Source organism: Georgenia sp. TF02-10 (assembly GCF_022759505.1).
Lineage (GTDB): Bacteria > Actinomycetota > Actinomycetes > Actinomycetales > Actinomycetaceae > TF02-10.
The window spans coordinates 2,750,844-2,775,086 of sequence record NZ_CP094289.1; the positions used below are offsets into that span (position 1 = coordinate 2,750,844).

The window sequence follows — 24,243 nt, forward strand, 5'->3', positions numbered from 1 at the left end:
GCGCGCGGCGCCGGCCGCGCCCAGATGCGGCCGTCCCGGGCGCCGTCGCGACTCGGCAGCGACCGGCGCGGCCGCCCGCCGCCGTCGCGACTCCCGCAGTCCCGACGTCGACCGCCGACCCGACCCCTACTCCCGGATGTGCCCGTCCCCCTCCACGATCCAGGTGGTCGTGGTGAGCTCGGCCAGGCCCATCGGTCCGCGGGCGTGGAGCTTCTGGGTCGAGATGCCGATCTCCGCGCCCAGGCCGAGCTGGCCGCCGTCGGTGAAGCGGGAGGAGGCGTTGACGATGAGCGCGGCGGAGTCGAGCTCGGTGGTGAACCGGCGCACGGCGGTGGTGTCCCGGGTGCAGATGACCTCGGTGTGGCCGGAGGAGTAGCGGCGGATGTGCTCCAGCGCCTCGTCGAGGGAGTCCACCACCCGCACCGCCAGGTCGAGGGAGAGGTACTCGGTCGCCCAGTCCGCCTCGGTGGCCGGCGCGAACGCCAGCCCGGCCGGGGCGGCGGCCGCGACGGCGTCGTCGCCGTGGACGGTGACGCCCCGCTCCCCCAGCGCCGGCAGGACGGTGGGCAGGAAGGCCGGCGCGACGTCGCGGTGGACGAGCAGGGTCTCGGCGGCGTTGCACACGCCGGTGCGCTGGGTCTTGGAATTGAGCACGATCGGCAGGGCCTGGGCGAGGTCGGCGGCGGCGTCGACGTAGACGTGGCAGTTGCCCACCCCGGTCTCGATGACCGGGACGACCGACTCCCGCACCACGGTCTGGATCAGGTCCGCCCCGCCGCGCGGGACGAGGACGTCGATGAGGCCGCGGGCCCGCATCATCTCCACCGCGCCGGCCCGGCCGTAGGCGTCCACGGACTGGATGAGCTCGGCGGGGAGCCCGCGGGCCGCCAGGGCCTCGCCGAGGACGGCGACGATCACCTCGTTCGAGCCGGCCGCGGCCGTCCCGCCGCGCAGGACGACGGCGTTGCCGGACTTCAGGGCCAGCCCGGCGGCGTCGACGGTCACGTTGGGCCGGGCCTCGTAGATCATCCCGACGACGCCCATCGGCACCCGCACCTGGCGCAGCCGCAGGCCGTTGGGCAGGGTGGAGCCGCGCACCACCTCCCCCACCGGGTCCGGCAGGGCGGCCAGCTCGCGCAGCGCGTCGGCGATCGCGGCGACCCGGGCGTCGTCCAGCGCGAGCCGGTCCAGCAGGGAGTCCTTCATCCCGCGCTCGCGGCCGCGCTCGAGGTCGACGGCGTTTGCCGCCGTGATCCGCCCCGTGTTGGCGACGAGGGCGTCCGCCATGGCGTGCAGCGCGGCGTCCTTGGTCGCGCGGGTCGCGGTGGCCAGGGACCGGGCGGCCGTCTTGGCGGCGCGGGCGATGGCGACGACGGCGGCCCGGACGTCCGTCCCGTCGCCCGCCGCGGCGGTGCCGGCCGCGGCGCCGTCGCCCGGTTCGGCGAGGGTGTTCGCCGGGTCGGCGCAGGTGGCGGGCTCCGCGGCGGGACGGTCAGCGGCGGTCGTCTCGGTCATGGTGCCCAAGGGTAGGCGGGTGGCCGCCGGCGCGGGAGAGCTGGTCTCAGCGGCCGGGCCGGTGGGGAGCCCCCGCTCGGCGGGCGCCGGGTGCAGCCCGGCTTGCCGGGCGCCGACCCGCACGCGTGGAATGCCCACGCGCCCCATGCGTTGAAAGGGGTATCCGACCACGAAGGAGCAGCATGGCTACGAAGAACGTCACCACCGAGGAGTTCGCCCAGACGGTCAGCGGCGAGGGCATCACCCTGGTCGACTTCTGGGCGTCCTGGTGCGGCCCCTGCCGCCAGTTCGCGCCCATCTACGAGAAGGCCTCCGAGCAGCACACGGACATCACCTTCGCCAAGGTCGACACCGAGGCCGAGCAGGAGCTGTCCGCCCAGCTGCAGATCACGGCCATCCCGACACTGATGGCGTTCCGCGACGGCGTCCTGGTCTTCTCCCAGCCCGGCGCGCTGCCGGCGCCCTCGCTCGAGCAGCTCATCGACGGGGTGCGCGGGCTCGACATGGACGAGGTCCGCAAGGAGATCGCCGCCCAGCAGAACGCCCCGGACGAGGCGCACCAGCACTGACAGCGGGTCCGCCAGCCCGACCGGCTGTCTGACCGACCAGACGACCGGGTCTGCGTCCCTTCGGACGCGGGCCCGGTCGTCTGTCGTCTGTGACCGGGGCGGCGGTACCTGTCGTCTCTGACGGCCTCGGCGGAACCGCCCGAACCTTGGACCGCCGTGATGTGCCGTGAGCGGCCTGCCGCTCTCCGTGCGCAAGCGCGCGACCGTCCGCGGATGCCGGCGGCGTCACGCCACCGGGCGCCGTCGCTCGGTCCAGGACAGGAGGCCGCCCGGGCGGCGCTCGGCCTGGGCGGCCTCCGGCAGCCAGGCGGTGCGGGCGGTCAGGCGCCAGCCGCCGCCCGGCGGCGGTGCTCGCTGACCTTGTGCCGGTTGAGGCAGCCGGTCGAGCAGTACTTCTTCCGGCCGGCGGGCGAGGCGTCCGCGAAGGCGTCGGCGCACCGGATCCCGTTGCACAGCCCGAGCCGCTCGGCGCCCCGGACGTGCACCCAGTCCAGCAGGGTGATGGCCAGCGCGGCACGCAGCGCCGCCTGGTCGTCGGCGACCTCCCAGACCACCGCGCCGTCCGCGCCGAGCCGAGGCGTGGGCGCGGCGGGCGCGAGCAGCGCGTTGACGGCCGGGGCGACGTCCTCGCCGGCATCCGCCCGGGCGAACACCTCGTAGGCCTCGTCGGCCAGGACGTGCAGGTCCTCCACGCCGGCACCGGGCACCTCCGCCGCCACCTCCCCGACCACCTCGGGCAGGGGCCGGTAGCCACGCCCCTCGTCGCCGGCAGCCGACCGGGCGCGGCGGCTGTAGTGGTTGATCAGGTCGAGCGCCTGCTCGACCAACAGGTGCGGCGCTGTCGTCATCTCCCCACTGTAACCCTTATTCGCTTGCCATGCGGTTACAGCCCCTGTAACCTCCATGAGTACTTCAACAGGTTACGCAGGACGGGCGGCGGGCGATGGCCCCGCTTCTCGACGACGAGAAGGAGAAGGACCGTGGACCACAACTGGGGATACGGCGCGACGATGCTCGCGTCCCTGCGTCACGCCGAGCTGATCGCCCAGGCCGAGCACTACCGCCGGCTGCACGAGCTCGAGCCGGTGCCGCGCCCGCGCCGGTGGCACCCCTGGCGCAGGCTCCGCCGCTCGGTGGCCGCCGCGTTGCGCCCGCGCCCGGCGAGCGCCGCAGCGTCCTGCCCGGATTCGGCGGTGGCCCCGGGCCGGCTCGCGTAGCAGGGGGCGCCGGCCGGGCCGCCGGGCCGCGAACTGGCGGGCCGCCGGGCCGCCGGGCCGCCAGGCCGCGGCGGGTCACCGAGGTACGGTCGGCGGCGCCGACTAGCGGAGCGGGTCGGCCTGCGGCCCGTCCAGCCAGGTGGTGACGAACCTGTCGCTGGCGTGGATGTTCGTCGACTCGAACCGACCGGGACCGACGACGGCGAAGCGGTGCGGCGTGTAGGCCGGCACCACGATGACCTGGCCGGCCACGCCGAGGAGCTCCTCCTCCCCGACCGTGAACCGGGCCTGGCCGGCGTGGATGACGAACGTCTCGGCGTAGGGGTGCTCGTGGAGGAACGGGCCCGCGCCGTCCCGGTCCGTGCTCACGAAGATGACCGACACGCCGGCGCCGCTGACCCGACCCTCGAGCTGGGTCACGGGCCCCGGCATGGCGTCGGTGCCACGGGCACGGTCGACGACCAGCATTGGCCCCACCTCCATCCGCCACCATCACACCATCGCGGGCCCGGGCTGCCTACCCCCGCTGCGACCATCCGTCGCTGGGCCCGCTCGTCGCTGGAACGTTGAAGGGGGCAGGCTGAGGCGTTGGACGTGGTGCCGGTTCACCGGTAGCCGCCCGGCGGCCCGCGCAGGGAGTCGGACGCAAATTGCCCGACGATCCCAAGCACGATCAGCCCGACGGCGGGCCACAGCAGGAGCGGGCCGAGTGCCCCGCGCAGGTCCCACCCGAGCGCAGTGCTCACCAGGGTGATGACGACCCACGCGAGGGCCGCGATCGTGCCGGTGACCAGGATCGGCCCCGCGCGCTTCTTCCCGGGGTTCGGGACCAGCGCGTCGGCATACTCCTCGGGCGTGCCGAGGTCCTGCTCGAGGGCGTCGTCGTCCAGCTGCAGGCTCTCGGTCTCGCGGAGGACGTCCGCGAGGAGCTCCTCGCTGGCCCCGCGGGCGCGGAGTGCCGTCATGAGCCGTCGTGCGTAGGGGGTCACCTCATCGCCTCTCATCGTCCGCGTGCTGCAAGGACTCCAGGGCCCGGGTCGTCTCGACCCAGGCGCGCCGGGCGTTCTGGAGCTCAGCCCGCCCGAGCGCGGTCAGGCTGAAGACCTTGCGCGCCGGTCCAGGTGCGGAGGTGTCCCAGGCATGGGAGATCACGCCGTGGTCTTCCAGTCGCCGGAGCAGGGGGTACAGGGTGCCGCCCTGGATCCGGGGGAAGCCGTGGGAACGCAGGAGCGAGCCGAGCTGGTACCCGTGCCGGCCCTGGCTGGCCAGCGCCGCAAGGACCGCGTAGGACAGCGCCCCGCGGGTCACCTCCGCCCGCCAGTCAATACCGTCCATACCTAGATAGTAGGACTACCTACCTTGCCCAGCCACCGCCTCGCCGACCGGCCGGCCTAGGCCGATGGTCCGGCTCCGGTACCGCCGGTACCTCCTAGTTTGTGAGGTGTCCGACCCCCGAACGAGATGAGCCACCATGAGCACCCACGTGATCACCGGCGCCGCGTCAGGCATCGGCCTTGTCACCGCCGACATCCTCACCCGGGGCGGTCATCGCGTGCTCGGCGTGGACCGCGCCGGGGCGGACATCGACGCCGACCTGTCCACCGCCGCCGGCCGGGACCGGATGATCGCGGAGGTCACCGCCCGTACCGACGGCCGCATCGACGGGATCATCGCCTGCGCCGGGCTCTCCACACCCACCGTCGACACCGTCCGGGTGAACTACTTCGGCGCGGTCGCGACGCTCGAGGGCCTGCGGCCGCTGCTCGCCGGCTCCCCCGCCCCGCGCGCCGTCGCCGTCGCGTCGATGGCATCCCTCTACCCGCCCGACGAGAACCTCCTCGCCCTGCTGCTCGACGGGACCGAGGACGACGCTGTCGCCCGCGCGGCCGAGCTCGCCGCCGACGAGCGGGCCAGCCAGATCTACGGCACCACCAAGCGCGCGCTGGTGCTGTGGCTGCGCCGCCACGCCGCCGCGCCGGAGTGGGCCGGGGCCGGGATCCCGCTGAACGCCGTCGCCCCCGGGGTCATCGAGACCCCCATGGTCACCGACCTGATCGCCTCCGCCGAGGCGCGGAAGGCGCTGCTCGAGCAGGTGCCCATGCCCCTCAACGGCATCGCGCCGCCCGAGGCGGTCGGCAACCTGCTGGCCTGGCTCACCGGGCCGGAGAACACCCACCTGTGCGGGCAGGTCGTCTTCGTCGACGGCGGCTCGGACGCCGTCCTGCGCGGGGCGAGCACCTGGTGAGCAGCTGGCGTGACGAGCTCGAGCACCTGACGTGAAGAGTCCAAGCAACGGAGCAAGAAGACCAAGGAGCACCTCATGAACGAGAACTGGGACGAGACCTACGACGTGGTCGTCGTCGGTGGCGGGACGGGCCTGATCGCGGCCCTCACCGCGGCCGAGGCGGGGCTGCGCGCGATCGTCGTCGAGAAGACCGACCACCTCGGCGGGTCCACCTCCCTGTCCGGCGGCGGGATGTGGATCCCGGGCAACGCCGTCCTGCGGGAGCAGGGCGTGGCCGACACCCGGGCCCGCGCCGGGGAGTACCTGGACAACCTGGTCGCGGACACCGCGCCGCGCGCCCGCCGGGTGAGCTTCCTCGACCACGGCCCGGCCGCCGTCGACGTGCTGCGCCGGTGCACCCCGCTGCGGTTCACCCACATGCGCGAGTACGCCGACTACTTCACGGAGGTCGACGGCGGGTCGGCGTTCGGCCGCGCCATCGAGCCGGCACCGTTCGACGTGGCGAGCCTGGGCGAGCGGGAGGACCTCGTGCGCGGCGGGGCGTTGGCGGCGCCGGTGCCCATGCCGGTGACCTCGCAGGACTACAAGTGGATGAACCTGATGACCCGGGTGCCGCAGAAGGCGGTCCCGCGGGTCGCCGGCCGCGTCGCGCAGGGCATCGGCGGCAAGGCGCTGCTCCGGCGGAACTACGCCGCGGGGGGGAAGGCGCTGGCCGCCGGGATGATCGCCGGTGCCATCAACGCCGGCGTCCCGCTCTGGGTGCGCAGCCCGCTGCAGGAGCTCGTGGTCGACGGCGGCCGGGTGGTCGGCGTCGTCGTCGAGCACGAGGGCCGCGCGGTGCGGATCGCCGCCACCCGCGGCGTCATCCTCTCCGCCGGCGGGTTCGACCACAACCTCGCCATGCGCCGCCGGTACCAGTCGCCGGTGCTCGAGGAGGGCTGGAGCTTCGGCAGCCCGGGCAACACCGGCGACGTCATCGAGCTCGCCGAGCGCGCCGGGGCGAGGCTGACCCTGATGGACCAGACCTGGTGGTTCCCGGCCATCCCGCCGGCCGAGCCGGGCGGGGCGCCGGGCGCGCTCCTCGCCGAACGGTCCCTGCCGGGCTCGATGATCGTGGACGGCACCGGGCACCGGTTCTTCAACGAGTCGGTGGACTACATGACCGCCGGGCAGATCATGCTCGGCCTGGACGACGGCGAGGCGCCGCACCTGCCCGCGTGGCTGGTCTTCGATCAGCAGTACCGCAACAGCTACGTCTTCGGCGGCGGGCTCATGCCCGGTCAGCCGCTGCCCAAGGGGTGGTACCGGTCGGGGCTGGCGCACAAGGCCCGCTCGATCGAGGAGCTCGCCGGCCAGCTCGGCATCCCGGGCCTCGTCGACGGCGCGCGGCGGTTCAACCTGCTGGCCGCGCAGGGCCACGACGACGACTTCCACCGCGGCCTGAGCTACTACGACCGCTACTACGGCGACCCCACCAACACGCCCAACCCCAACCTGCGGCCGCTGACCAAGGGCCCGTTCTACGCGGTCCAGGTGGTCCCCGGGGACCTGGGCACCTGCGGCGGGCTGCTCGCCGACGAGTACGCCCGGGTGCTGCACGAGGACGGCTCGGTGATCGAGGGCCTGTACGCCACCGGCAACACCGCCGGCAACGCGTTCGGGCGCTACTACCCCGGGCCCGGGGCGACCATCGGCCAGGGCATCACCTTCGGCTACATCGCCGCGATGCACGCCGCGGGTCGGCTCGGGGCCGCCACCCCGGACCTGCAGCTGGCCAGCCGCTGAGCTGAGCCGGGGCTGAACCGGCCCGGGGCCGGGTGGGGAGGACCCGCCCGGCCCCTGGCCGGTCGTGCGCGCTTCTCGGCAGTCGTCCGGCCATGCCGGACGCCGACCGGCCGAGCCGGGCGCCGTGTGGCCGGGCCAGCGTCGTACGCCGGGCCAGCGCCGTTCGGCCGGACCGACCATCATCCGGGCTGCCGGCATCGCGTGAGGTGCCGCGCCCAGGGCCGGTCCGGCGCGGACCGCGCATCTCTTACTAAGGCGGTCGTAAGTAGGTCGACTCCGGCGGCCTTTTCTGCCATAATGGTTCTATGCGCGACAACGACGGCCGGAAGCTGGACCACGCCACCTTGGAGCAGATGCGGTTCCGCGCGGTGGACGCGGTAGAGGCCGGGGCCCACCCGGAAGATGTCGCGAAGATGCTGGGGATGCACGCGAAAACGGTGTACGGGTGGTTGGCCAGAGCGCGTGAGGGTGGCCGGGATGCGTTGAAGGCCAAACCGGTCCCGGGTCGGCCACCAAAGCTGGACGGAAGCCAGCTGCGCCGGCTTTACACACTGATCGTCGGGACCAACCCGCGCCAGCTCCAGTTCGACTTCGAGCTGTGGACCCGGGCGATGGTGCGTGAGGTGATCCGGCGCGAGTTCGGGGTGCACCTGTCGGAGGTGTCCGTGGGCCGGTTGCTCAGGAAGCTCGGCCTGTCGCCCCAGCGCCCGCTGTGGCGGGCCTGGCAGGCCGACCCCGAGGCGGTGGAGCGGTGGAAGGCGGAGGAGTTCCCCGCGATCCGGGCGGCGGCCAAGGCCGAGGGCGCGACGGTGTACTTCGCGGACGAGGCCGGCATCCGCTCGGACTACCACGCCGGGACCACCTGGGCCCCGGTCGGGCGCACCCCGGTGGTCAAGGCCACCGGGGCCCGGCACTCCCTGAACATGATCTCCGCGCTCACCCCCGCCGGAAAGCTGCGGTTCGCCACCTACACCGGCTCCTTCACCGCCGACCAGTTCATCAGCTTCTGCAAGAAGCTGCTCGCCGACACCGGCCGCGACGGCGGCGGCGGGGTGTACCTGGTCGTCGACGGTCACTCCACCCACAAGGCCAAGAAGGTCAAGGAGTTCATCGCCTCCACCGACGGCCGGCTGAAGGTGTTCATCCTGCCCGCCTACTCACCACAGCTCAACCCCGACGAGTGGGTCTGGAAGAACGTCAAGCACGACCGCGTCGGGCGCACCGCCCCACGCACCGCCGAGGAGTTCAAGAGCAACGTCATCGCCGCGCTCCACCGCCTCCAGAAACTACCGCACCTGGTACGCGGGTTCTTCGCCGATCCAGATCTCCGCTACATCACCGCATAACGGACCGGAGTCGACTTACTTACGTTCTCCTTAGTAGTCGTCGTGGCGTGCTCCAGGTGGCTCCAAGGCGCCACAACGACTACGGAGATGCGGGCGGCCCGGCATGGACCGGGGGAATTCTCGTACCCGGCCCACCGCCGCGCCACTTCGACCAAAATCCACTCCGGAGTGGAAAATGTACGCTATACGGCTGAGATCCACTCCGGAGTGGATTTTCGTCACGGATCGGCTCCCGGGTGCCGGTCACGCCCTGCGGACCGCGTGGAATCAGGGCCGGCCTCGCTTTCACCTCGGTGTCCGGGCATTGGGGCCAGATGGAGCATGAAACTCCCGGACCGATGCCAGCGGGGGAAGCTGTGATTCCTCTCGGATGTGCTCGTTGGCGGTAATCATGCACCGGTGGTAAGCATGCTGGGCGGTAGGCATGCACGCCGCTCGTCGGGTTCCTCGTAAGCCCTGCACGCACGCGTCTTGCCGGGAGACCTGCACTGGCGCCGATATTCAACTCATGCAGCGCACCGAGTCGCCGGCCCGCGCACCCGGTCACCGGGCGGCGGGCAGCACCTCCAGGTGCACCTCCGCCGGGGACTTGTCCGGCCGCCAGCCGCGCCACCGCGGGTGGCGCAGCCGCCCGTCCCCGGTCCACTCCGCAGCCTCGACCTCGGCCACCCGCTCGGGGGCAACCCACCGCGCGTCGCGGGCGTCGAGGGCCGGGACGTCCGGCACCGGGGCGCTCCGGCGCTCCGCCTCGGCGAGCCTGGCGGCCCACTCCCGGGCCTCCCGCAGGGTGAACCCGGTGCCGACCTTGCCCGCGTAGCGCAGGTCGCCGTCGTCGTCGGGCACGGCCAGCAGCAAGGAGCCGACGGCGCCCGCGCGGCTGCCCTGGCCGGGCTTCCACCCGATGACCACCACCTCCTGGGCGAAGGCGTGCTTGATCTTGATCCAGGACCGCGAGCGGCGGCCGGGGGTGTACCGGGAGTCACGACGCTTGGCCAGGACGCCCTCCAGGCCCCACTCCCGGGATGCGCGGATGGCGGCGTCGACGTCACCGGCGAAGGCGTCGGGGACCTCCACCCGGGCCTGGGCGGCGGGGTCGACCAGCCGGCGCAGGACCGCGCGGCGCTCGTCGTAGGTGTCCCGCAGGTAGGACGTGCCGTCGGCGGACAGGACGTCGAAGAGCATCAGGTGGACCGGCGCGGCGGCCCGGGCGCGCTCGATGTCCCGCGGCCGGACGAGGTTGAAGCGCTGCTGCAGGCGGGCAAAGCTCGGCCGGCCGCGGGCGTCGAGGGCGACGATCTCCCCGTCGAGCACGGCGCGCTCGGCACCGGTCAGGCAGGTCCAGACGTCGTGCAGCTCGGGGTACAGGGCGGTGACGTCGTTGCCGTTGCGGCTGAGGAGGCGGACGTCGTGACCGTCGATGTCGACGATGGCGCGCACGCCGTCCCACTTCATCTCCAGCGCCCACGCGGCGTCGGGGTCGAGGTCGGCGGTGCTGCCGAGGGTGGCCATCATCGGTGCCGGGGGCAGGGGGCGGCCGTCGTGGTGCGCGGGCCCGGGGCGCGCGACGTCGTGGCGACCGTCGTCGTGGGGCGCGGGCGCGTGGTGCGCGCGGTCCCGACGCGCGGGCTCGTGGTGTTGGCCGTCCTGGCGCGCGGGCTCACGGCGTGTGCCGCCGCCCGCGGGCTCGTGGTGGGTGCGGCCGCCGCGCGCGGGCTCGTGGCCGTCGTGGTCCCCGCGGTCGTCGCGGTCGCCGTCGTGGTCAACGGTTTCGTCGCCGGACGCGCGGGCTGACGTGGCGCGGCGCTGGCAGGCCGCGCCGCCGGGACCCGCGCTCCCACCGTCGCCCCCGACCCCCGCCCTCGTGCCGCGACGCACCCGCCGGGCGCCGTCGTCGTCGGCCATCCGGTGGATCAGCCAGTTCCGCGGCTCCTGGCCGCCGCGGCCGCCGGTGTGGATCAGCGCGAACCGGGCCGTCCGGCCCGGCCCCTCGGCCAGCCCGCCGTCCGGGCGGCCGGTGAGCACGACGATGACCTCCTTGCCCTCGTGCCACTTGCGCAGCTCGTAGGTGCCCGCGTCCCAGATCCGGACCGTGCCGCCGCCGTACTCCCCCGCCGGGATCTCCCCCTCGAACGAGCCGTACTCCAGCGGGTGGTCCTCGGTCTGCACGGCCAGGTGGTTCTCCCGGGGGTCGGTGGGCACGCCCTTGGGCAGCGCCCAGCTGACCAGGACGCCGTCGTGCTCGAGGCGGAAGTCCAGGTGCCAGCGGCGGGCGTGGTGCTCCTGGATCACGAACGTCGGCCGGCGGGCAGCGGCCGGCCCGGCGGCAGCGGCCGGCCCGGGGGGGGCGGCTCGGTCGCCGGTGTCATCGGCCTCGTCGGCCTCGCCGGCCTCCCCGCGCCCGCCGGCACCGCGCCCGGCCGCGCCCCGCCCGACGGCGCCCGGCACCGGTTCCGGGGTGCGGGCGGGGTCCCGCATGGAGCGGTAGGTCGCGAGCCGGTCCTGGACGGGCGTGACGAAGCCGGGGTCGCCGTCGTCCCGCTCGAGCAGCACCGTCAGCGGGTCCCCCACGGTCTGCACCCGCGCCAGCACCTCGTCGAGCTCGAGGTGCCGCAGGCCCGGCTCGGCCAGCTCGGCCCAGGTGCGCGGCACGGCGACGGTGGGCCGCTCCCGGCCGCGCAGGCTGTACGGCGCCACGGTGGTCTTGTTCGCGTTGTTCTGCGACCAGTCCACCAGCACCTTGCCGGTCCGCCGGGCCTTCTTCATGTCCGAGACGACCAGGTCCGGGTGGTCCGCCTCCAGCACCCGGGCCAGCTCGTGCGCCATGTCGCTGACCTGGTCGGAGGTGCTGGCGCCGTCCAGGGCGGCGTACAGGTGGATGCCCTTGGAGCCGCTGGTCACCGGCACCGGGTCCAGGCCCATGCCGGTGAGGATCTCCCGGGCCCAGCCGGCGACCTGGGCGCAGGCGGCCAGGTCCGCGCCGGGGCCGGGGTCGAGGTCGAGGACCAGGCGGTCGGGGTGCTGCGCGGCGCCGTCGGAGCCGAACCGCCACTGTGGGACGTGGACCTCCAGCGCCGCGACCTGGGCGAGCCAGACCAGCGTGGCCGCGTCGTTGACCAGCGGGTACGTCTTCGGCCCGCCGGAGTGCTCGATGTCCGCGCGGACCACCCACTCCGGCGCCGAGCTCTCCAGGTTTTTGATGAAGAAGACCTGACCGGGCTCCGCCGCCGTGCCCACCCCGTCCGGCCACCGCTTCCGGGTCGCCGGCCGGCCGGCGCAGTACGGCAGCATGGTGGGGGCGATCTCGGCGTAGTACCGGACGACGTCGGCCTTGGTGGTGCCGGTGACGGGGTAGAGCACCTTGTCGAGGTTGGTCAGCCGCAGGCGGCGACCGTCGACGGCGACGGTCTCGGTGGTGCTGGGGCTCGCCATGGGCCTCATGGTCGCCGGGGCGGTCGCGGCGCGCATCCGCGCGGGCCGGGCGCGGGGCCGGTGCCCCGCCGCCCGGGACGACGGCGTGCGCCGCCGCGGCCCGGGACGACGGCGTGCGCCACCGCGGCCCGGGACGACGGCGTGCGCCACCGCGGCCCGGGACGACGGCGTGCGCCACCGCGGCGCACGGCCCCCTCGCCGCTGCGGGACGGTGCGCCCCCGGCGCGCATCACCGCGGGCCGAGGTCGCGGATCCACGGGCCGGCGTGTGACATCCCCGTGACCGGACTGTTGCAGTTTCGCAACGTCCAGCAGGCCCGGCCCGGGGCGAGACGGAGTGTGCTAGAAACGCACCTCAACGGGACCTCCGTCCTGCTCCTTGCCGTGACGACTGGTACGGCTCGACCGAGTCAAGGAAGTGACCATGCCCAACCCCCGACACCCGCGCCGGCTCCTCGGCCTCGTCGGCACCTCCGCCGCCCTCGCCCTCGTGCTCGCGGCCTGCGCCGACACCAGCGACCCCGGGACCGACGGCACCGGCGGGACCGACGGCGGCGACGGGGGCGGTGGCGGCGGCGTCACCGTCGGCACCACCGACGTCATCACCTCCCTGGACCCGGCCGGGAGCTACGACAACGGCTCCTTCGCCGTACAGAACCAGGTGTTCCCGTTCCTGATGAACAGCCCCTACGGCAGCCCCGAGGTCGAGCCGGACATCGCCGAGTCCGCCGAGTTCACCGCGCCCACCGAGTACACCGTCACCCTCAAGGAGGGCCTGACGTTCGCCAACGGGAACGAGCTGACCTCCTCGGACGTGAAGTTCACCTTCGACCGGCAGGTGGCCATCGCCGACCCCAGCGGGCCGTCCTCGCTGCTGTACAACCTGGACTCCGTCGAGACGCCCGACGAGCGCACCGTCGTCTTCCACCTCAAGAGCGAGAACGACCAGACCTTCCCGCAGATCCTCTCCTCCCCCGTTGCCCCGATCGTGGACGAGGACGTCTTCTCCGCCACCGAGGTCACGCCGTCGGACGAGATCGTCGAGGGCAACGCCTTCGCCGGGCAGTTCGCGATCACCGACTACACCGAGAACGAGCTGATCCGCTACCAGGCGTTCGAGGACTACGACGGGCTGCTGCCGCCGGCGGAGACCGAGACGGTCACGGCCCGCTACTTCACCGACGAGACCTCCCTCAAGCTCGCCGTCCAGCAGGGCGACGTCGACGTCGCCTTCCGCTCCCTCAGCCCCACCGACCTGGCGGACCTGAGCGAGGACGAGAACGTCACCGTCCACGACGGGCCGGGCGGGGAGATCCGCTACATCGTCTTCAACTTCAACACCCAGCCGTACGGCGCGGAGACCGCCGAGGCCGACCCGGCCAAGGCGCTGGCCGTGCGGCAGGCCGCGGCGCACCTGCTGGACCGGGACGCCCTGGCCGAGGAGATCTACCACGGCAGCTACACCCCGCTGTACTCCTACGTCCCGGAGGGCCTGACCGGCGCCGTCGAGCCGCTCAAGGAGCTCTACGGCGACGGCGACGGCGGCCCCGACCCGGACAAGGCGGAGCAGGTCCTCACCGAGGCGGGCGTGACCACCCCGGTCGCCCTGAACCTGCAGTACAGCCCCGACCACTACGGCGCCTCCTCCGACGAGGAGTACGCCATGATCGAGAGCCAGCTCGAGGCCACCGGGCTGTTCGACGTCACGCTGCAGTCCACCCTCTGGGACACCTACTCCACCGAGCGGGTCGAGGACGTCTACCCGGCCTACCAGCTGGGCTGGTTCCCGGACTACTCCGACGCCGACACCTACCTGTCCCCGTTCTTCCTGCCGGAGAACTTCCTCGGCAACCACTTCGAGGACCCGGAGGTGACGGCGGCCGTCCAGGGCCAGGCCAGCGAGGCCGACCCGGACCAGCGGATCGCGCTCATCGAGGAGGCCCAGCGCCTGGTCGCCGAGCAGCTCTCCACCCTGCCCTACCTCCAGGGCGCCCAGGTGGCGGTGGCCGGCACGGACGTCACCGGGGTCACCCTGGACGCCTCGTTCAAGTTCCGCTACGCCCCGCTGGGCCGCTGACCGGCGGCCGGGCCGGCGCCCGGACGCTGACCCCCGGCCCGGCGGCGGCCGGGCCGGGGGCCGGCGGCCGGCGCCCGGCCAGCAGCACCCGGGCGGCTGACGTGGCCGCCGGCGCCGGACCGGCACCGGTGGCCACGGGATTGGGAGCCTCGTGACCATCCTCGACGAGCGCACCGTCGGCACGACGGCGGCCGGCCCGACCCCCGCCGGCAAGACCGGCGGCGGGGGCGGTTCCGGGCTGGGCCGCTACATCCTGGTCCGGTTCCTGCTCATCATCCCCACCGTGTTCATCCTCGTGACGCTGGTGTTCTTCCTCATGCGGGTGGTGGGCGACCCGATCACCGCCTCGGTGGGCGGGCGGCTGACCGAGGCCCAGCTGGCCGAGCGGCTGCACGAGGCCGGCTACGACCGGCCGATCCTGGTCCAGTACGTGGAGTACCTCGGGCAGACCTTCACCGGGAACTTCGGCCGCACGATCACCGACAACCGGGAGATCAGCGACATCCTGGTCACCTACGGCACCGCGACGCTGGAGCTGGTGCTCTTCTCGCTCGTCGTCGCCCTGGTGGTGGGCATCCCGCTGGGCATGCTGGCCGCCTACCGGCGGGACCAGTGGCCCGACGCCGTCCTGCGGGTCTTCGCCATCCTGTGCTACGCCACGCCGGTGTTCTTCGCCGGCCTGCTGCTGAAGCTGGTCTTCTCCGTCTGGCTCGGGCTGTTCCCGCTGGGCGGGCGCGCGGAGGCCGAGACCGAGCTCATCCTCGGCCGGATCGCCGGCTCGACCGGCATCAACATCGTCGACGCCCTGCGCACCGGCCGGTGGGACCTCATCTCCGACGTGCTGTCCCACGCGGTGCTGCCCGCGACCGCCCTCGGGCTGCTCACCGCCGGGGTGTTCCTGCGCCTGGTGCGCACCAACGTCATCGGCACCCTCGGCGCGGACTACGTCGACGCCGCCCGCTCCCGCGGGGTCAGCGAGGTCCGGCTGGTCCGCAAGCACGCCTACAAGCCGGCGCTGATCCCGATCATCACCGTGATGGGCATGCAGATCGCCATGATGCTCGGCGGGGCGATCCTGACCGAGACCACCTTCGAGTGGCGCGGGCTCGGCTTCCAGCTGGCCCAGTACCTCGGTGCCCGGGACTTCGTCGCGGTCCAGGGGATCGTCGCGCTGCTCGCCGTCATCGTCGCGGTCACCAACTTCATCGTCGACGTGATCGCCGCGCTCATCGACCCCCGGGTGAGGTACTGATGGCCGCCCCCACCGACGCCCCCACCGACACCGACGCCCCGGCCCCGGCCGCCGTCGCCGCACCCGAGCCGCGGTGGAAGAAGCTGCCGCTGGTCTGGCAGCTGCGCCGCTCGGTCGGGCTGCAGCGCGGGATGCTGGTGGCCGGGCTGGTGCTCTGCGCGTTCTTCGTGCTGCTCGCGCTGCTCGCCCCGGTGCTCGCGCCGTACGGGGACAACCAGCTCTCCGACGACGCCGGCCCCTTCCCGCGCCAGGCCGCCCCCTCCGCCGAGCACCCGTGGGGGACCACGGTGGGCGGGTACGACGTGCTGTCCCGGGTGATCTGGGGCTCGCAGACGGCGATCGTCACGGTCGTCATCGCGGTGCTGGCCTCGATCTTCCTGGGCATCGCCCTCGGCCTGGTCTCTGGCTACCTCGGCGGCTGGGTCGACCGGGTGCTGGTCACCGTCGCCGACGCGGTGTACGCCTTCCCCACGCTGCTGCTGGCGATCGTCGTCTCGATCATCATCTCCGGCGGCCAGTCCAGCTTCTGGGGCGGGATCCTCGCCGCGGCGATCTCCATCACCGTGGTCTTCGTGCCGCAGTACTTCCGGGTGGTGCGCGCGGAGACGGTGCGGCTCAAGGCCGAGCCGTTCGTGGAGTCCGCCCGGGTGATCGGCACCCCGACGCCGCGGATCCTCACCCGGCACGTGCTGCGCAACGCCACCCGGTCCCTGCCGCTGATCGTCACCCTGAACTCCTCCGAGGCGATCCTGACCCTGGCGGCGCTCGGCTTCCTCGGCTTCGGCATCAACCCCACGGCGGCCGCGGAGTGGGGCTACGACCTCAACCGGGCGCTGGCCGACGTCGCCAGCGGCATCTGGTGGACCGGGGTCTTCCCCGGCACCGCGATCGTGCTGCTCGTCATGGGCGTGACCCTGGTCGGGGAGTCCCTGAACGACTTGTCCGACCCGCGGCTGCGGATCCGCCGCCGCCCGGTGCGGCGGGTGCGGCCCGAGCTCGCCCCGTCGGCCGCCGGTGCCGCCGCGGTGGGCGGCAACGGCGGGGCCCGGGTCGCCGGGGCCGCTCCGGAGGCGTCCGGCCCGCTGACCGCGCAGGCCGAGACCGGGGCCACGGCGCAGGGCGGGTCCGGGGTCGCCGGGCAGGCCGAGACCGGGGTCAGCGCCCAGGACGACGCCGGGGCCACCGTGCAGGACGGCGCCGGGGCCACCGTGCAGGACTACGCCGGGCTGACCAGGCAGGGCGACGGCGGGCCGACCGCGCAGACCGGCTCCGGGCCGGCCACGTCGGCCGACCCCGGCCCGGACGAGGACGGAGCGAAGCGATGAGTCCCGCCGTCGAGATCGAGGACCTGCACGTCACCTTCGCGACCGATGCCGAGCCGGTCCACGCCGTCGACGGCGTGTCGCTGACCGTCGCCGCCGGCGAGGTGCTCGCCATCGTCGGGGAGTCCGGCTCCGGCAAGACCGTGACCGCCAAGACGATCCTGGGCCTGCTGCCCGACAACGCCGACGTCGAGGGCGCCGTCGTGCTCAGCGGGCAGGACGTGGTCCGGCTGAGCCGGGACCAGCTGCGGCAGGTCCGCGGCCGGGAGGTCGCCATGGTCTTCCAGGAGCCGTCGACCGCGCTGAACCCGGTGTACACCGTCGGCTGGCAGATCGCCGAGGGGCTGCGCGCCCACGGGGAGGTCTCCAAGCGGGAGGCGCGCGCCCGGGCCGTGGAGATCCTGCGCACGGTCGGCATCCCGGACCCGGAGCGCCGGGTGGACCACTACCCCCACCAGTTCTCCGGGGGTCAGAAGCAGCGGATCGTCATCGCCATGGCGCTCGTCCTGGGGCCCACGGTGATCGTCGCCGACGAGCCGACCACGGCGCTGGACGTCACCGTCCAGGCCGAGATCCTGGACCTGCTGCGCCGGGTCCGCGACGAGTTCGGCTCCGCCATCGTGCTGATCACGCACAACATGGGCGTCGTGGCCGACCTCGCCGACCGGGTGGTGGTGATGTACCGCGGGGAGATCGTTGAGTCCGCCGGCGTGCGCGAGCTCTTCGCCGCCCCGCAGCACGAGTACACCCGCGCGCTGCTCGCCGCGGTGCCACGGCTGCAGTCAGGGGCGGTGGCCGGGGACCGGGCCGCACCCGGGCAGCCGGGCGCAGCCGGGCACGCCGCCGCAGCCGGGCACGCCGCCGCAGCCGGGCGACACGCCGCTGATAGGGAACCGGCGACGGACGGAGCGGTACGCACGGGACCGGCACAGCCGGAGCCGATGCCGCGCGCCGAGCGGGCCCGGTCGGCGCGGGTCGCCACGGCGGAGGCTGAGCAGGCGGCGCCGGGTGCGCCGGTCGTGCGGTCCCGCGAGCTCGAGATCGTCTATCCCGGGCGGCTGGGCCAGCCCGGCTTCCGTGCGGTGGACAGGGTCTCGTTCGACATCGCTCCGGGCGAGGTGCTCGGGCTCGTCGGGGAGTCGGGCTCGGGCAAGACGACGATCGGGCGTGCCATCGCCGGCCTCACCCGGGCCACCGGTGGGTCGCTGGAGGTGCTCGGGCACGAGATGGTCGGCTTCCGGGAGCGCCGGTTCCGTCCGCTGCGGGCCCGGATCGGGTTCGTCTTCCAGGACCCGGCCACGAGTTTCAACCCGCTGCTCACCGTCGGGGAGGCGATCGCCGAGCCGCTGGTGGTCCACGGCCGGGCCCGCGACGCGGAAGCCGCCCGGCCCCGTGTGCACGAGCTGCTCGACGCGGTCCACCTGCCGACGACCTACGCCGGCCGCTTCCCGCACGAGCTCTCCGGCGGGCAGCGCCAGCGCGCGAGCCTGGCCCGGGCGCTGGCGCTGGACCCCGTGCTGCTCATCGCCGACGAACCCACCTCCGCGCTCGACGTGTCGGTGCAGGCCCGGGTCCTGGAGGTTTTCACCGAGCTGCAGCAGCGGCTCGGCTTCAGCACGTTGTTCATCAGCCACGACCTGGCGGTGGTCGGCATGCTGGCCCGCCGCATCGCGGTGCTCTACCGCGGGCAGCTCGTCGAGGAGGGCAGCGCCGCGCAGGTCTTGGGTGCCCCCCAGCACCCGTACACCCAGCGGCTCATCGCTTCCGTGCCGGTGCCGGACCCCGTAGAGCAGGAGCGGCGCCGGGCCGAGCTGGCGCGGCTGGCGGCCTCATAGTGGGCCGGGGCCGGCCGAGGGTGACAGCGCGGCTCTGGCTGAGCAACCGGTGCTGCCCGGCGGTCGGGGCCGGCCCTGGAGGCTGGCCGGGCCGCGTGGCTCGGCTGCGCTCGGTCTGCTGGGCCGACCGTGCGACTCAGAAGGGCGGGTCGCCGTAGCCGTCGTCGCCGTGCGTGCCGGTGGTGCCGATGAGACCCGGGCGTCCGCGTCCTCGCCAGGTGTTCAGCGGGGTGACGGTGCCGTCGAGGTTGCGGCGGTAGGCGTGGCCGGTGGGGGTGAGCCACTCGAAGACCCCGGGGGTGGGCTGGGTGGTCTTGAACGTCCCGGCGGACTTCAGGGCGTGGTCGGTGGTGCACTGGGCGCCGAGGCTGTCGGCGGCGGTCCGCCCGCCCTGCGAAAACGGGACCGTTTGGTCGATCTGGCAGCGCTCGGCCGGGGTGGTGCAGCCGGGGCGGACGCAGGTGCGGTCGCGGGTGCGGACGTGCTCGGCGAGGTCGGCGGGGGGCCGGTAGCGGGTGCGGCCGACGTCCAGGACGGTGCCGGAGAGGGGGTCGGTGACCAGGCGGCGCCAGGTCCCGCCGGCGGCCAGCGCGCGGGCCACGTCCGGGCTGAGCGGGCCGTACCCGGCGAGCTCGGCCACCTCCCCCGGCTCGGGATCCAGGTCCAGGTCCCGCCCAGCCACGGCGGCGGGCGCACCACTGCCGGTGACGGGGCCGTTACCCGTCGCGGCCACGGCCACCCGGTCGTCGTCAGCCGCAGCGCCGGCAGCGTCGGCGGTGGCGCCGGTGTCGTCGTCCTCGCCGGCGGTGGTGCCGACGCTCCCGGCGGTGACGCTGGCGCTGTCGTCACCGTCCCCGTTCGTGCCCGGGGGCGTCTCGTCGTCCGGGGGGAGGGCGACGGACAGGGGGATGGTCACGCGGATCTGGGTGCGGTTGCTGCCGGGGTCGCCCAGCGGCATGCCCGAGCGCCAGGACAGCAGCAGGTGCAGGTCGGGGATCTCCCCGGTGCCCGGGCACTCCACCCAGTCACCCGTCCCGGGACGGAGCCTTCCCGGCGGTGCGCCCGGCGGCGGTGCCGGATCTGCGGCACCCGGAGGCGGATCAGGGCGCGACAGACCAGGATCAGGCGCTGAACCCGGCAGACCAGACTCCGGCGGCGCGCCCGAGGGACCAGGATCGGCCGGTGTCCCCGACGGACCAGGATCAGGCGGTGTGGCGGGCGGGCCAGGGTCGGGCGTTCCCCCTGCTGCACGTGCAGGGTCCTCATCCACAGCAGCGGGTTCGGCTGCCGGGCCGGCCGTGTCCTCGCGGTCGTCGGCCACGTCGGCGTCATTGCCGGGGCCGTCACCTGGGTTGGGTTGTGGTGGTTGGGTGCCGGGTGGGGGGCCGGCCCAGCCGGTGGTCAGGGCGCCGTGGGCGAGGACGGCCAGGGCGTCGGCGCGGAGCTGGTCCCGGGTCCGCTCGTCCCCGTGCGCGCGGGCGGTGGTGGTCATGGCCTCCAGGGCGAGGTCGACCCGGACGGCGTCCTCGGCCGGGAGCACCGCGTACAGCGAGGCCATCCCGTCCGCCAGCGGCGCCGGGTGGGTGACTTTCCGGCCGGTGCGGGCCCGGTGGTGGCGCTCGGTGGCGGCGGCGGGGTCGACCTTGACCAGGGCCGCGGCCAGGTCCTTGACGAGCTGGGCATGCGTCCTGGTGGGGGCGGTGGGCAGCACCTCGGCCTCGGCCAGCACCGCCACGGGCAGGGCGTGCTCGGCCAGGGTGGTGATGATCGTGGACGCCTTGCGGTAGTCGATCACCCCGGACCGCAGCGCCGCGGCGGTGTCGGTGAACGCCCCCCGCATCCCCCGCCCGGTGCGGATCAGCCGGTTCGCCTCCGTCACGGACATGCCCAGGCGCATGGCGACCTCCTGGGCGGAGCCGTCCAGCACCGCCCCGCCCGCACCCTTCACCGCCCGGGCGTCGTAGATGTCCCGGCACCGGGTGGCGACCACGTCGGCGAGCTCGGCGGACTTCGCGGCGGCCCAGGCCTCCACCCGGCGTATCGCGGCGAGGGCCTCCACCGCGGCGAACCCATCCAGGTCCTGAAGGTTCACCCCGGCCAGCAGGGCGGCGAGCTCGGGCCCGGCCGGGCACCTCGCCAGAGAGTCCGTATCGACACCCACCGTGGTGAGCAGGCAGCCGTCCCCGGCCGCCCCGGCCGCCTCCCACGGGCTGTACGGCGCCTCGGTCACCGGCGCCGGGCCGGTCTCGTCGGGGACGACCACGTCGGTCTCGCCGCGGGCCACCGCCAGGAACAGCTCGACCCCCGCCGCCACCTGCTCACCCGAGAGCGTCACGGTCCAGTCCTCCTCGGCCGGAGGCACGGTGCCGGCGGCCATCGCGGCCGCGGCGGCGAAGAACCCCTGAACCTGCGCGGTGACCTCCTCCCCGCGGGCCAACGTCGCCGCCTCCGCCGCCCGTCCCAGCCGGGCCGCGGTCTCCTCCACCTCACCCGGCGCCACCGCGACGTCCCCGGTGATCTCCGAGGTCCGGGCCACCCCCGCCGCCACCGCCGCCTCGGCGAGGACCTGGTAGGCCACCAGCCACACCCGCACCCGCACCCGGGCGTCAGGGTCGTCTCCGGCCGGGCCGCCGCCGTCGTCGAGGGCGTCCTCGTCCCACAGCTCCCCCGCGGCCGCCGCCCGGACCGCTGCGACCCGGTCCTGGGCGGCCATCACCGCCGCGAAGTGACGCATGTGCCGGCACGGAGAGTTCGACTCCGCATCCTCCGCGCAGCAGAACCCCCGCGCCTGGGCCGCCTCGTCCGCCGGAGACCACACCAACCACCCCTCCGGACCCGGACCGTCCCACCCCCACTTGCCGGACGGACCGGCAGCACCGGGACGACCAGCAGCAGCACCAGCCGCCGGCCGCTTCTCCCGCTCGCCATCGAACATGTGTCCATGATGGGACCGGCCACCGACATCGCGCCCGGGCTTGTCCCCAGCCTCCGGGACCGGGCCGCCCCCACAAGCGTCGGAGGGGCCGGCAGCATCACCGACCGAGCCGGCAGCACCGGCTCCCGGCTCGTCCCGCTCGTCCTCGAACATGTGTTTCATGGTAGAGGAGCCCACCGACACCGGCCCTGCCCGGTGACCACCCGGTGGAATCTCTGGCAGAACCGCGACGCTGTGGACTGGTAGCACTGCCGGAACGAGGTCGCAGGAGAGCCTGGTCCCGGAGGTCAGCGGAGCAGGAGCCGTGGGCAGCGAGCCACAGCGGTCAGCCGGGCGCAGGCTGGGAGTCGATTTGCCCGCGCCGACACTCGCCCAAGTCAGCGCCTCAGCGCGCCTGTGACCACTCCATCGCCGCCGGGTTCCCCCCGATCCGCTCCGCGGAGTCCAGCGCGGTGATCGCCGACATCTCGGCCTCGGTGAGCTCGAAGCCGAAGAGGTCGAGGTTAGCGGTGAGCCGCTCCCGATGGGTGGACTTGGGGATGACGATGGTGCCGTTCTGCAGCTGCCAGCGCAGCACCACCTGCGCCGGGGTCACGGCGTGGGCTCCGGCCGCGCGGCTGACGGCGTCGGCGTTGAGGTCCTTGCCCTGGCCCAGCGGGGAGTAGGCCTCCACGGCGATGCCTGCCGACTTGGTCGCCTCGACCGTGGCCGGCTGCTGGAAGGTGGGGTGCAGCTCGATCTGGTTGACGGCCGGGACGACGTCGGTGTCGGCAAGCAGCCGGTTGAGGTGCTCGGGCAGGAAGTTGGAGACGCCGATGGCGCGGACCGCACCCTCGGCCTGCAGCTCCTGGAACACCTCCCACGTCTCGACGTAGAGGTCCTTGCCCGGCATCGGCCAGTGGATGAGGTACAGGTCCAGCACCTCAAGCCCGAGCTGCTCCCGGGAGCGCTCGAAGGCCGTCCGGGCCTTGTCCCGGCCCTGGTCGGCGTTGCGCAGCTTGGTCGTCACGAACAGCTCTTCGCGCGGCAGGCCGCTGGCGCGGATGGCTGCGCCGACACCGGCCTCGTTGTAGTACGCGGCGGCCGTGTCGATGTGGCGGTAGCCGCACTCGAGGCCGGCCTCGACCACCTGCTGGGTCTGGTCCTCCGGGACCTGGAAGACGCCGAGCCCCACCTGGGGGATCTCGACACCGTTGTTGAGGGCGACGACGGGCACTGTGCTCGAACTGGTCATGCCCCAGTTCTACCGCGGCCCCGCGCACCGCGCGATCGCGGTCCGACCACCCACCCGGGCAGGACAGTTGTCGACGCTGCGGAAGAGCGGTGTCTGCCCCCGGTGGTGTACGAGGCGCCTCGGGGTCAGTGCCGTGGCAGGTACGGCCGGTTGCTGCCGACGGTGGCGATCCGCTCCTCGGCCAGGTGCCCGGCGGCGCGGTCCGGCGTGATGCCCTGCTCCTCGGCCCGGCTCAGCACGGCCAGGGTGGCCGCGAAGAGGCCCTCGACCCGGTGCCGGGCCCGGTCGAGGTCGAAGCCCTCCAGCTCGTCGTAGACCTGGATGACCCCGCCGGAGTTCACCAGGTAGTCGGGGGCGTAGACGATGCCCCGCTCGACCATCCGCTCACCGATCCCGCCCTCGCCGTCGTCCGCGAGCTGGTTGTTCGCCGACCCGCACACCACGCGGGCGGCGAGGGCCTCGACGGTCGCCCGGTCGAGCGCGCCGCCGAGGGCGCACGGGGCGTAGACGTCGATCGGGGAGCGGACGAGGGTGTCGGTGTCGGGGACCACCTCGACCTCGGGATGGGCGTCCCGGACGGCGGCGACGGCCCGCTCGTTGACGTCGGTGACGACGACCTGGGCGCCGTCGGCCAGCAGGTGGCCGGCGAGCTGGCGGCCCACCTTCCCCACGCCGGCGATGCCCACGGTGCGCCCGCGGAGGGACGCCTGCCCCCACACGTGCTCGGCGCACGCGCGCATCGCCGTGTGCACGCCGACGGCCGTCAGGACCGAGGAGTCACCCGAGCCGCCGTGCTCGGCGCTGCGGCCGACAACGTGGGAGGTCTCGCGGTGGATGACGTCCATGTCGGGCACGTAGGTGCCGACGTCGCAGGCGGTGACGTAGCGGCCGCCGAGGGACTCCACGAACCGGCCGTAGGCGCGCAGCAGCGCCTCGGACTTGTCCCGGTCCGGGTCGCCGATGATGACGGCCTTGCCGCCGCCGAGGTCCAGCCCGGCGAGCGCGTTCTTGTAGGTCATCCCGCGGGAGAGGCGCAGGACGTCGGCGAGGGCGTCCTCCTCGGTCGGGTACGGGAAGAACCGGGTGCCGCCGAGGGCCGGGCCCAGGGCCGTGCTGTGGATGGCGATGATCGCCCGCAGCCCGGTGACCTGGTCGTTGCAGTAGACCACCTGCTCGTGGCCGTGGGCGGGGTCGAACGGGCCGGGGGCGCGGAAGGCGGTGGCCGGCCGGGTCGTGGCGCGAGGTTCCGACACGAGCGTCATGAGGACTCCTTCGTCATCTCGTGGATGGCGCGGCGCCCGACCGGGGTGTGGTGGCGGGGCGCCGTCTCGCGCCCAGGGTAGGCCACCGCGCCCGCCGGCGCGGGGAGGTCTGGGCGGGAGGTGTGGGCGGTACGTCCGGTTCCGGCAAGGCGCTGCCCGCCCGGCCGGTCGACGTCGCCCTCCGGCGCGGCGGTGCGGGGGTAGGGCCGGCACGGACGACG

General features: G+C 74.0%; 17 protein-coding genes and 1 pseudogene. 9 read left to right on the top strand and 9 right to left on the bottom strand.

Features of this window, described 5'->3' with window-relative positions; all coding sequences use genetic code 11:
* Positions 1-126: 126 nt before the first annotated feature.
* Complete coding sequence (locus tag MF406_RS12445; RefSeq protein ID WP_242894140.1) at positions 127-1,515, bottom strand: glutamate-5-semialdehyde dehydrogenase; 1,389 nt, start codon at positions 1,513-1,515, stop codon at positions 127-129.
* 182 nt (positions 1,516-1,697) lie between these two features.
* Here MF406_RS12445 and trxA point away from each other — a divergent pair, with 182 nt between their 5' ends.
* Positions 1,698-2,084, top strand: coding sequence for a thioredoxin (trxA, locus tag MF406_RS12450; protein ID WP_242894143.1), 387 nt, complete (start codon positions 1,698-1,700; stop codon positions 2,082-2,084).
* Positions 2,085-2,404: 320 nt separating this feature from the next.
* On the opposite strand, the gene MF406_RS12455 is transcribed toward trxA, so the two are convergent.
* Positions 2,405-2,932, bottom strand: coding sequence for a CGNR zinc finger domain-containing protein (locus MF406_RS12455; RefSeq protein WP_242894146.1), 528 nt, complete (start codon positions 2,930-2,932; stop codon positions 2,405-2,407).
* Between the two features lie 132 nt (positions 2,933-3,064).
* Between MF406_RS12455 and MF406_RS12460 the strand changes: the two genes are divergently transcribed.
* Positions 3,065-3,301 carry a hypothetical protein gene (locus MF406_RS12460; RefSeq protein WP_242894148.1) on the top strand — a complete coding sequence of 79 codons (237 nt, stop codon included), beginning with the start codon at positions 3,065-3,067 and terminating at the stop codon, positions 3,299-3,301.
* A 102-nt stretch (positions 3,302-3,403) separates the two neighbouring features.
* Here the strand turns inward: MF406_RS12460 and MF406_RS12465 are convergent, their stop codons facing one another.
* From MF406_RS12465 to MF406_RS12475, 3 genes are all read right to left on the bottom strand, one after another.
* Positions 3,404-3,769 (bottom strand): cupin domain-containing protein, encoded by a 366-nt coding sequence (locus MF406_RS12465; protein WP_242894151.1) that lies wholly within the window; start codon positions 3,767-3,769, stop codon positions 3,404-3,406.
* Between the two features lie 137 nt (positions 3,770-3,906).
* Positions 3,907-4,266, bottom strand: coding sequence for a hypothetical protein (locus MF406_RS12470; RefSeq protein ID WP_242894154.1), 360 nt, complete (start codon positions 4,264-4,266; stop codon positions 3,907-3,909).
* A gap of 25 nt (positions 4,267-4,291) precedes the next feature.
* A complete protein-coding gene (locus MF406_RS12475; protein WP_242894156.1) occupies positions 4,292-4,636 on the bottom strand; it encodes a PadR family transcriptional regulator in 345 nt (114 codons plus the stop codon).
* Positions 4,637-4,772: 136 nt separating this feature from the next.
* On the opposite strand from MF406_RS12475, the gene MF406_RS12480 reads away from it, so the two are divergent.
* The 3 genes from MF406_RS12480 to MF406_RS12490 all read left to right on the top strand — a co-directional run bounded on the left by MF406_RS12480 (position 4,773) and on the right by MF406_RS12490 (position 8,677).
* The gene (locus tag MF406_RS12480) at positions 4,773-5,546 is read left to right on the top strand and encodes an SDR family oxidoreductase (protein ID WP_242894159.1); all 774 of its coding nucleotides are present in this window, start codon (positions 4,773-4,775) and stop codon (positions 5,544-5,546) included.
* A gap of 75 nt (positions 5,547-5,621) precedes the next feature.
* Positions 5,622-7,331 (top strand): FAD-dependent oxidoreductase, encoded by a 1,710-nt coding sequence (locus MF406_RS12485; protein ID WP_242894162.1) that lies wholly within the window; start codon positions 5,622-5,624, stop codon positions 7,329-7,331.
* Positions 7,332-7,636: 305 nt separating this feature from the next.
* On the top strand, positions 7,637-8,677 hold the full coding sequence (locus MF406_RS12490; protein ID WP_242892089.1) for an IS630 family transposase: 1,041 nt from the start codon (positions 7,637-7,639) through the stop codon (positions 8,675-8,677).
* 543 nt (positions 8,678-9,220) lie between these two features.
* Here the strand turns inward: MF406_RS12490 and MF406_RS12495 are convergent.
* Positions 9,221-12,106: an ATP-dependent DNA ligase gene (locus MF406_RS12495; protein WP_242894178.1), complete on the bottom strand. Its 2,886-nt coding sequence runs from the start codon at positions 12,104-12,106 to the stop codon at positions 9,221-9,223.
* A gap of 423 nt (positions 12,107-12,529) precedes the next feature.
* Between MF406_RS12495 and MF406_RS12500 the strand changes: the two genes are divergently transcribed.
* The 4 genes and pseudogenes from MF406_RS12500 (at position 12,530) to MF406_RS12515 (ending at position 18,591) form a co-directional block, all read left to right on the top strand.
* Positions 12,530-14,182, top strand: coding sequence for an ABC transporter substrate-binding protein (locus MF406_RS12500; RefSeq protein WP_242894180.1), 1,653 nt, complete (start codon positions 12,530-12,532; stop codon positions 14,180-14,182).
* A 157-nt stretch (positions 14,183-14,339) separates the two neighbouring features.
* Complete coding sequence (locus MF406_RS12505) at positions 14,340-15,434, top strand: ABC transporter permease (protein WP_371744663.1); 1,095 nt, start codon at positions 14,340-14,342, stop codon at positions 15,432-15,434.
* A pseudogene (locus MF406_RS12510) lies at positions 15,434-16,415 on the top strand (ABC transporter permease); the annotation flags it as partial. The gene MF406_RS12505 and the pseudogene MF406_RS12510, both read left to right, overlap by 1 nt.
* A gap of 340 nt (positions 16,416-16,755) precedes the next feature.
* Positions 16,756-18,591 (top strand): ABC transporter ATP-binding protein, encoded by a 1,836-nt coding sequence (locus MF406_RS12515; RefSeq protein ID WP_242894185.1) that lies wholly within the window; start codon positions 16,756-16,758, stop codon positions 18,589-18,591.
* A 136-nt stretch (positions 18,592-18,727) separates the two neighbouring features.
* On the opposite strand, the gene MF406_RS12520 is transcribed toward MF406_RS12515, so the two are convergent.
* The 3 genes from MF406_RS12520 to MF406_RS12530 all read right to left on the bottom strand — a co-directional run bounded on the left by MF406_RS12520 (position 18,728) and on the right by MF406_RS12530 (position 24,022).
* A complete protein-coding gene (locus tag MF406_RS12520) occupies positions 18,728-21,325 on the bottom strand; it encodes a DUF222 domain-containing protein (RefSeq protein ID WP_242894188.1) in 2,598 nt (865 codons plus the stop codon).
* A gap of 586 nt (positions 21,326-21,911) precedes the next feature.
* Positions 21,912-22,760, bottom strand: a complete 849-nt coding sequence (locus MF406_RS12525) for an aldo/keto reductase (protein WP_242894190.1) — start codon at positions 22,758-22,760, stop codon at positions 21,912-21,914.
* A gap of 125 nt (positions 22,761-22,885) precedes the next feature.
* Positions 22,886-24,022, bottom strand: a complete 1,137-nt coding sequence (locus tag MF406_RS12530; protein WP_242894192.1) for a Glu/Leu/Phe/Val dehydrogenase — start codon at positions 24,020-24,022, stop codon at positions 22,886-22,888.
* Between the last annotated feature and the right edge of the window lie 221 nt (positions 24,023-24,243).

Excerpts from the sequence above, each read along its gene's own strand:
- MF406_RS12490 (WP_242892089.1), top strand. The coding sequence starts at position 7,637 with ATGCGCGACAACGACGGCCGGAAGCTGGACCACGCCACCTTGGAGCAG.
- MF406_RS12470 (WP_242894154.1), bottom strand. The coding sequence starts at position 4,266 with ATGACGGCACTCCGCGCCCGCGGGGCCAGCGAGGAGCTCCTCGCGGAC.
- MF406_RS12500 (WP_242894180.1), top strand. The coding sequence starts at position 12,530 with ATGCCCAACCCCCGACACCCGCGCCGGCTCCTCGGCCTCGTCGGCACC.
- MF406_RS12455 (WP_242894146.1), bottom strand. The coding sequence starts at position 2,932 with ATGACGACAGCGCCGCACCTGTTGGTCGAGCAGGCGCTCGACCTGATC.
- MF406_RS12445 (WP_242894140.1), bottom strand. The coding sequence starts at position 1,515 with ATGACCGAGACGACCGCCGCTGACCGTCCCGCCGCGGAGCCCGCCACC.
- MF406_RS12525 (WP_242894190.1), bottom strand. The coding sequence starts at position 22,760 with ATGACCAGTTCGAGCACAGTGCCCGTCGTCGCCCTCAACAACGGTGTC.
- MF406_RS12485 (WP_242894162.1), top strand. The coding sequence starts at position 5,622 with ATGAACGAGAACTGGGACGAGACCTACGACGTGGTCGTCGTCGGTGGC.
- MF406_RS12475 (WP_242894156.1), bottom strand. The coding sequence starts at position 4,636 with ATGGACGGTATTGACTGGCGGGCGGAGGTGACCCGCGGGGCGCTGTCC.
- MF406_RS12465 (WP_242894151.1), bottom strand. The coding sequence starts at position 3,769 with ATGCTGGTCGTCGACCGTGCCCGTGGCACCGACGCCATGCCGGGGCCC.
- MF406_RS12530 (WP_242894192.1), bottom strand. The coding sequence starts at position 24,022 with ATGACGCTCGTGTCGGAACCTCGCGCCACGACCCGGCCGGCCACCGCC.
- trxA (WP_242894143.1), top strand. The coding sequence starts at position 1,698 with ATGGCTACGAAGAACGTCACCACCGAGGAGTTCGCCCAGACGGTCAGC.
- MF406_RS12480 (WP_242894159.1), top strand. The coding sequence starts at position 4,773 with ATGAGCACCCACGTGATCACCGGCGCCGCGTCAGGCATCGGCCTTGTC.
- MF406_RS12495 (WP_242894178.1), bottom strand. The coding sequence starts at position 12,106 with ATGGCGAGCCCCAGCACCACCGAGACCGTCGCCGTCGACGGTCGCCGC.
- MF406_RS12520 (WP_242894188.1), bottom strand. The coding sequence starts at position 21,325 with ATGCGTCACTTCGCGGCGGTGATGGCCGCCCAGGACCGGGTCGCAGCG.
- MF406_RS12515 (WP_242894185.1), top strand. The coding sequence starts at position 16,756 with ATGAGTCCCGCCGTCGAGATCGAGGACCTGCACGTCACCTTCGCGACC.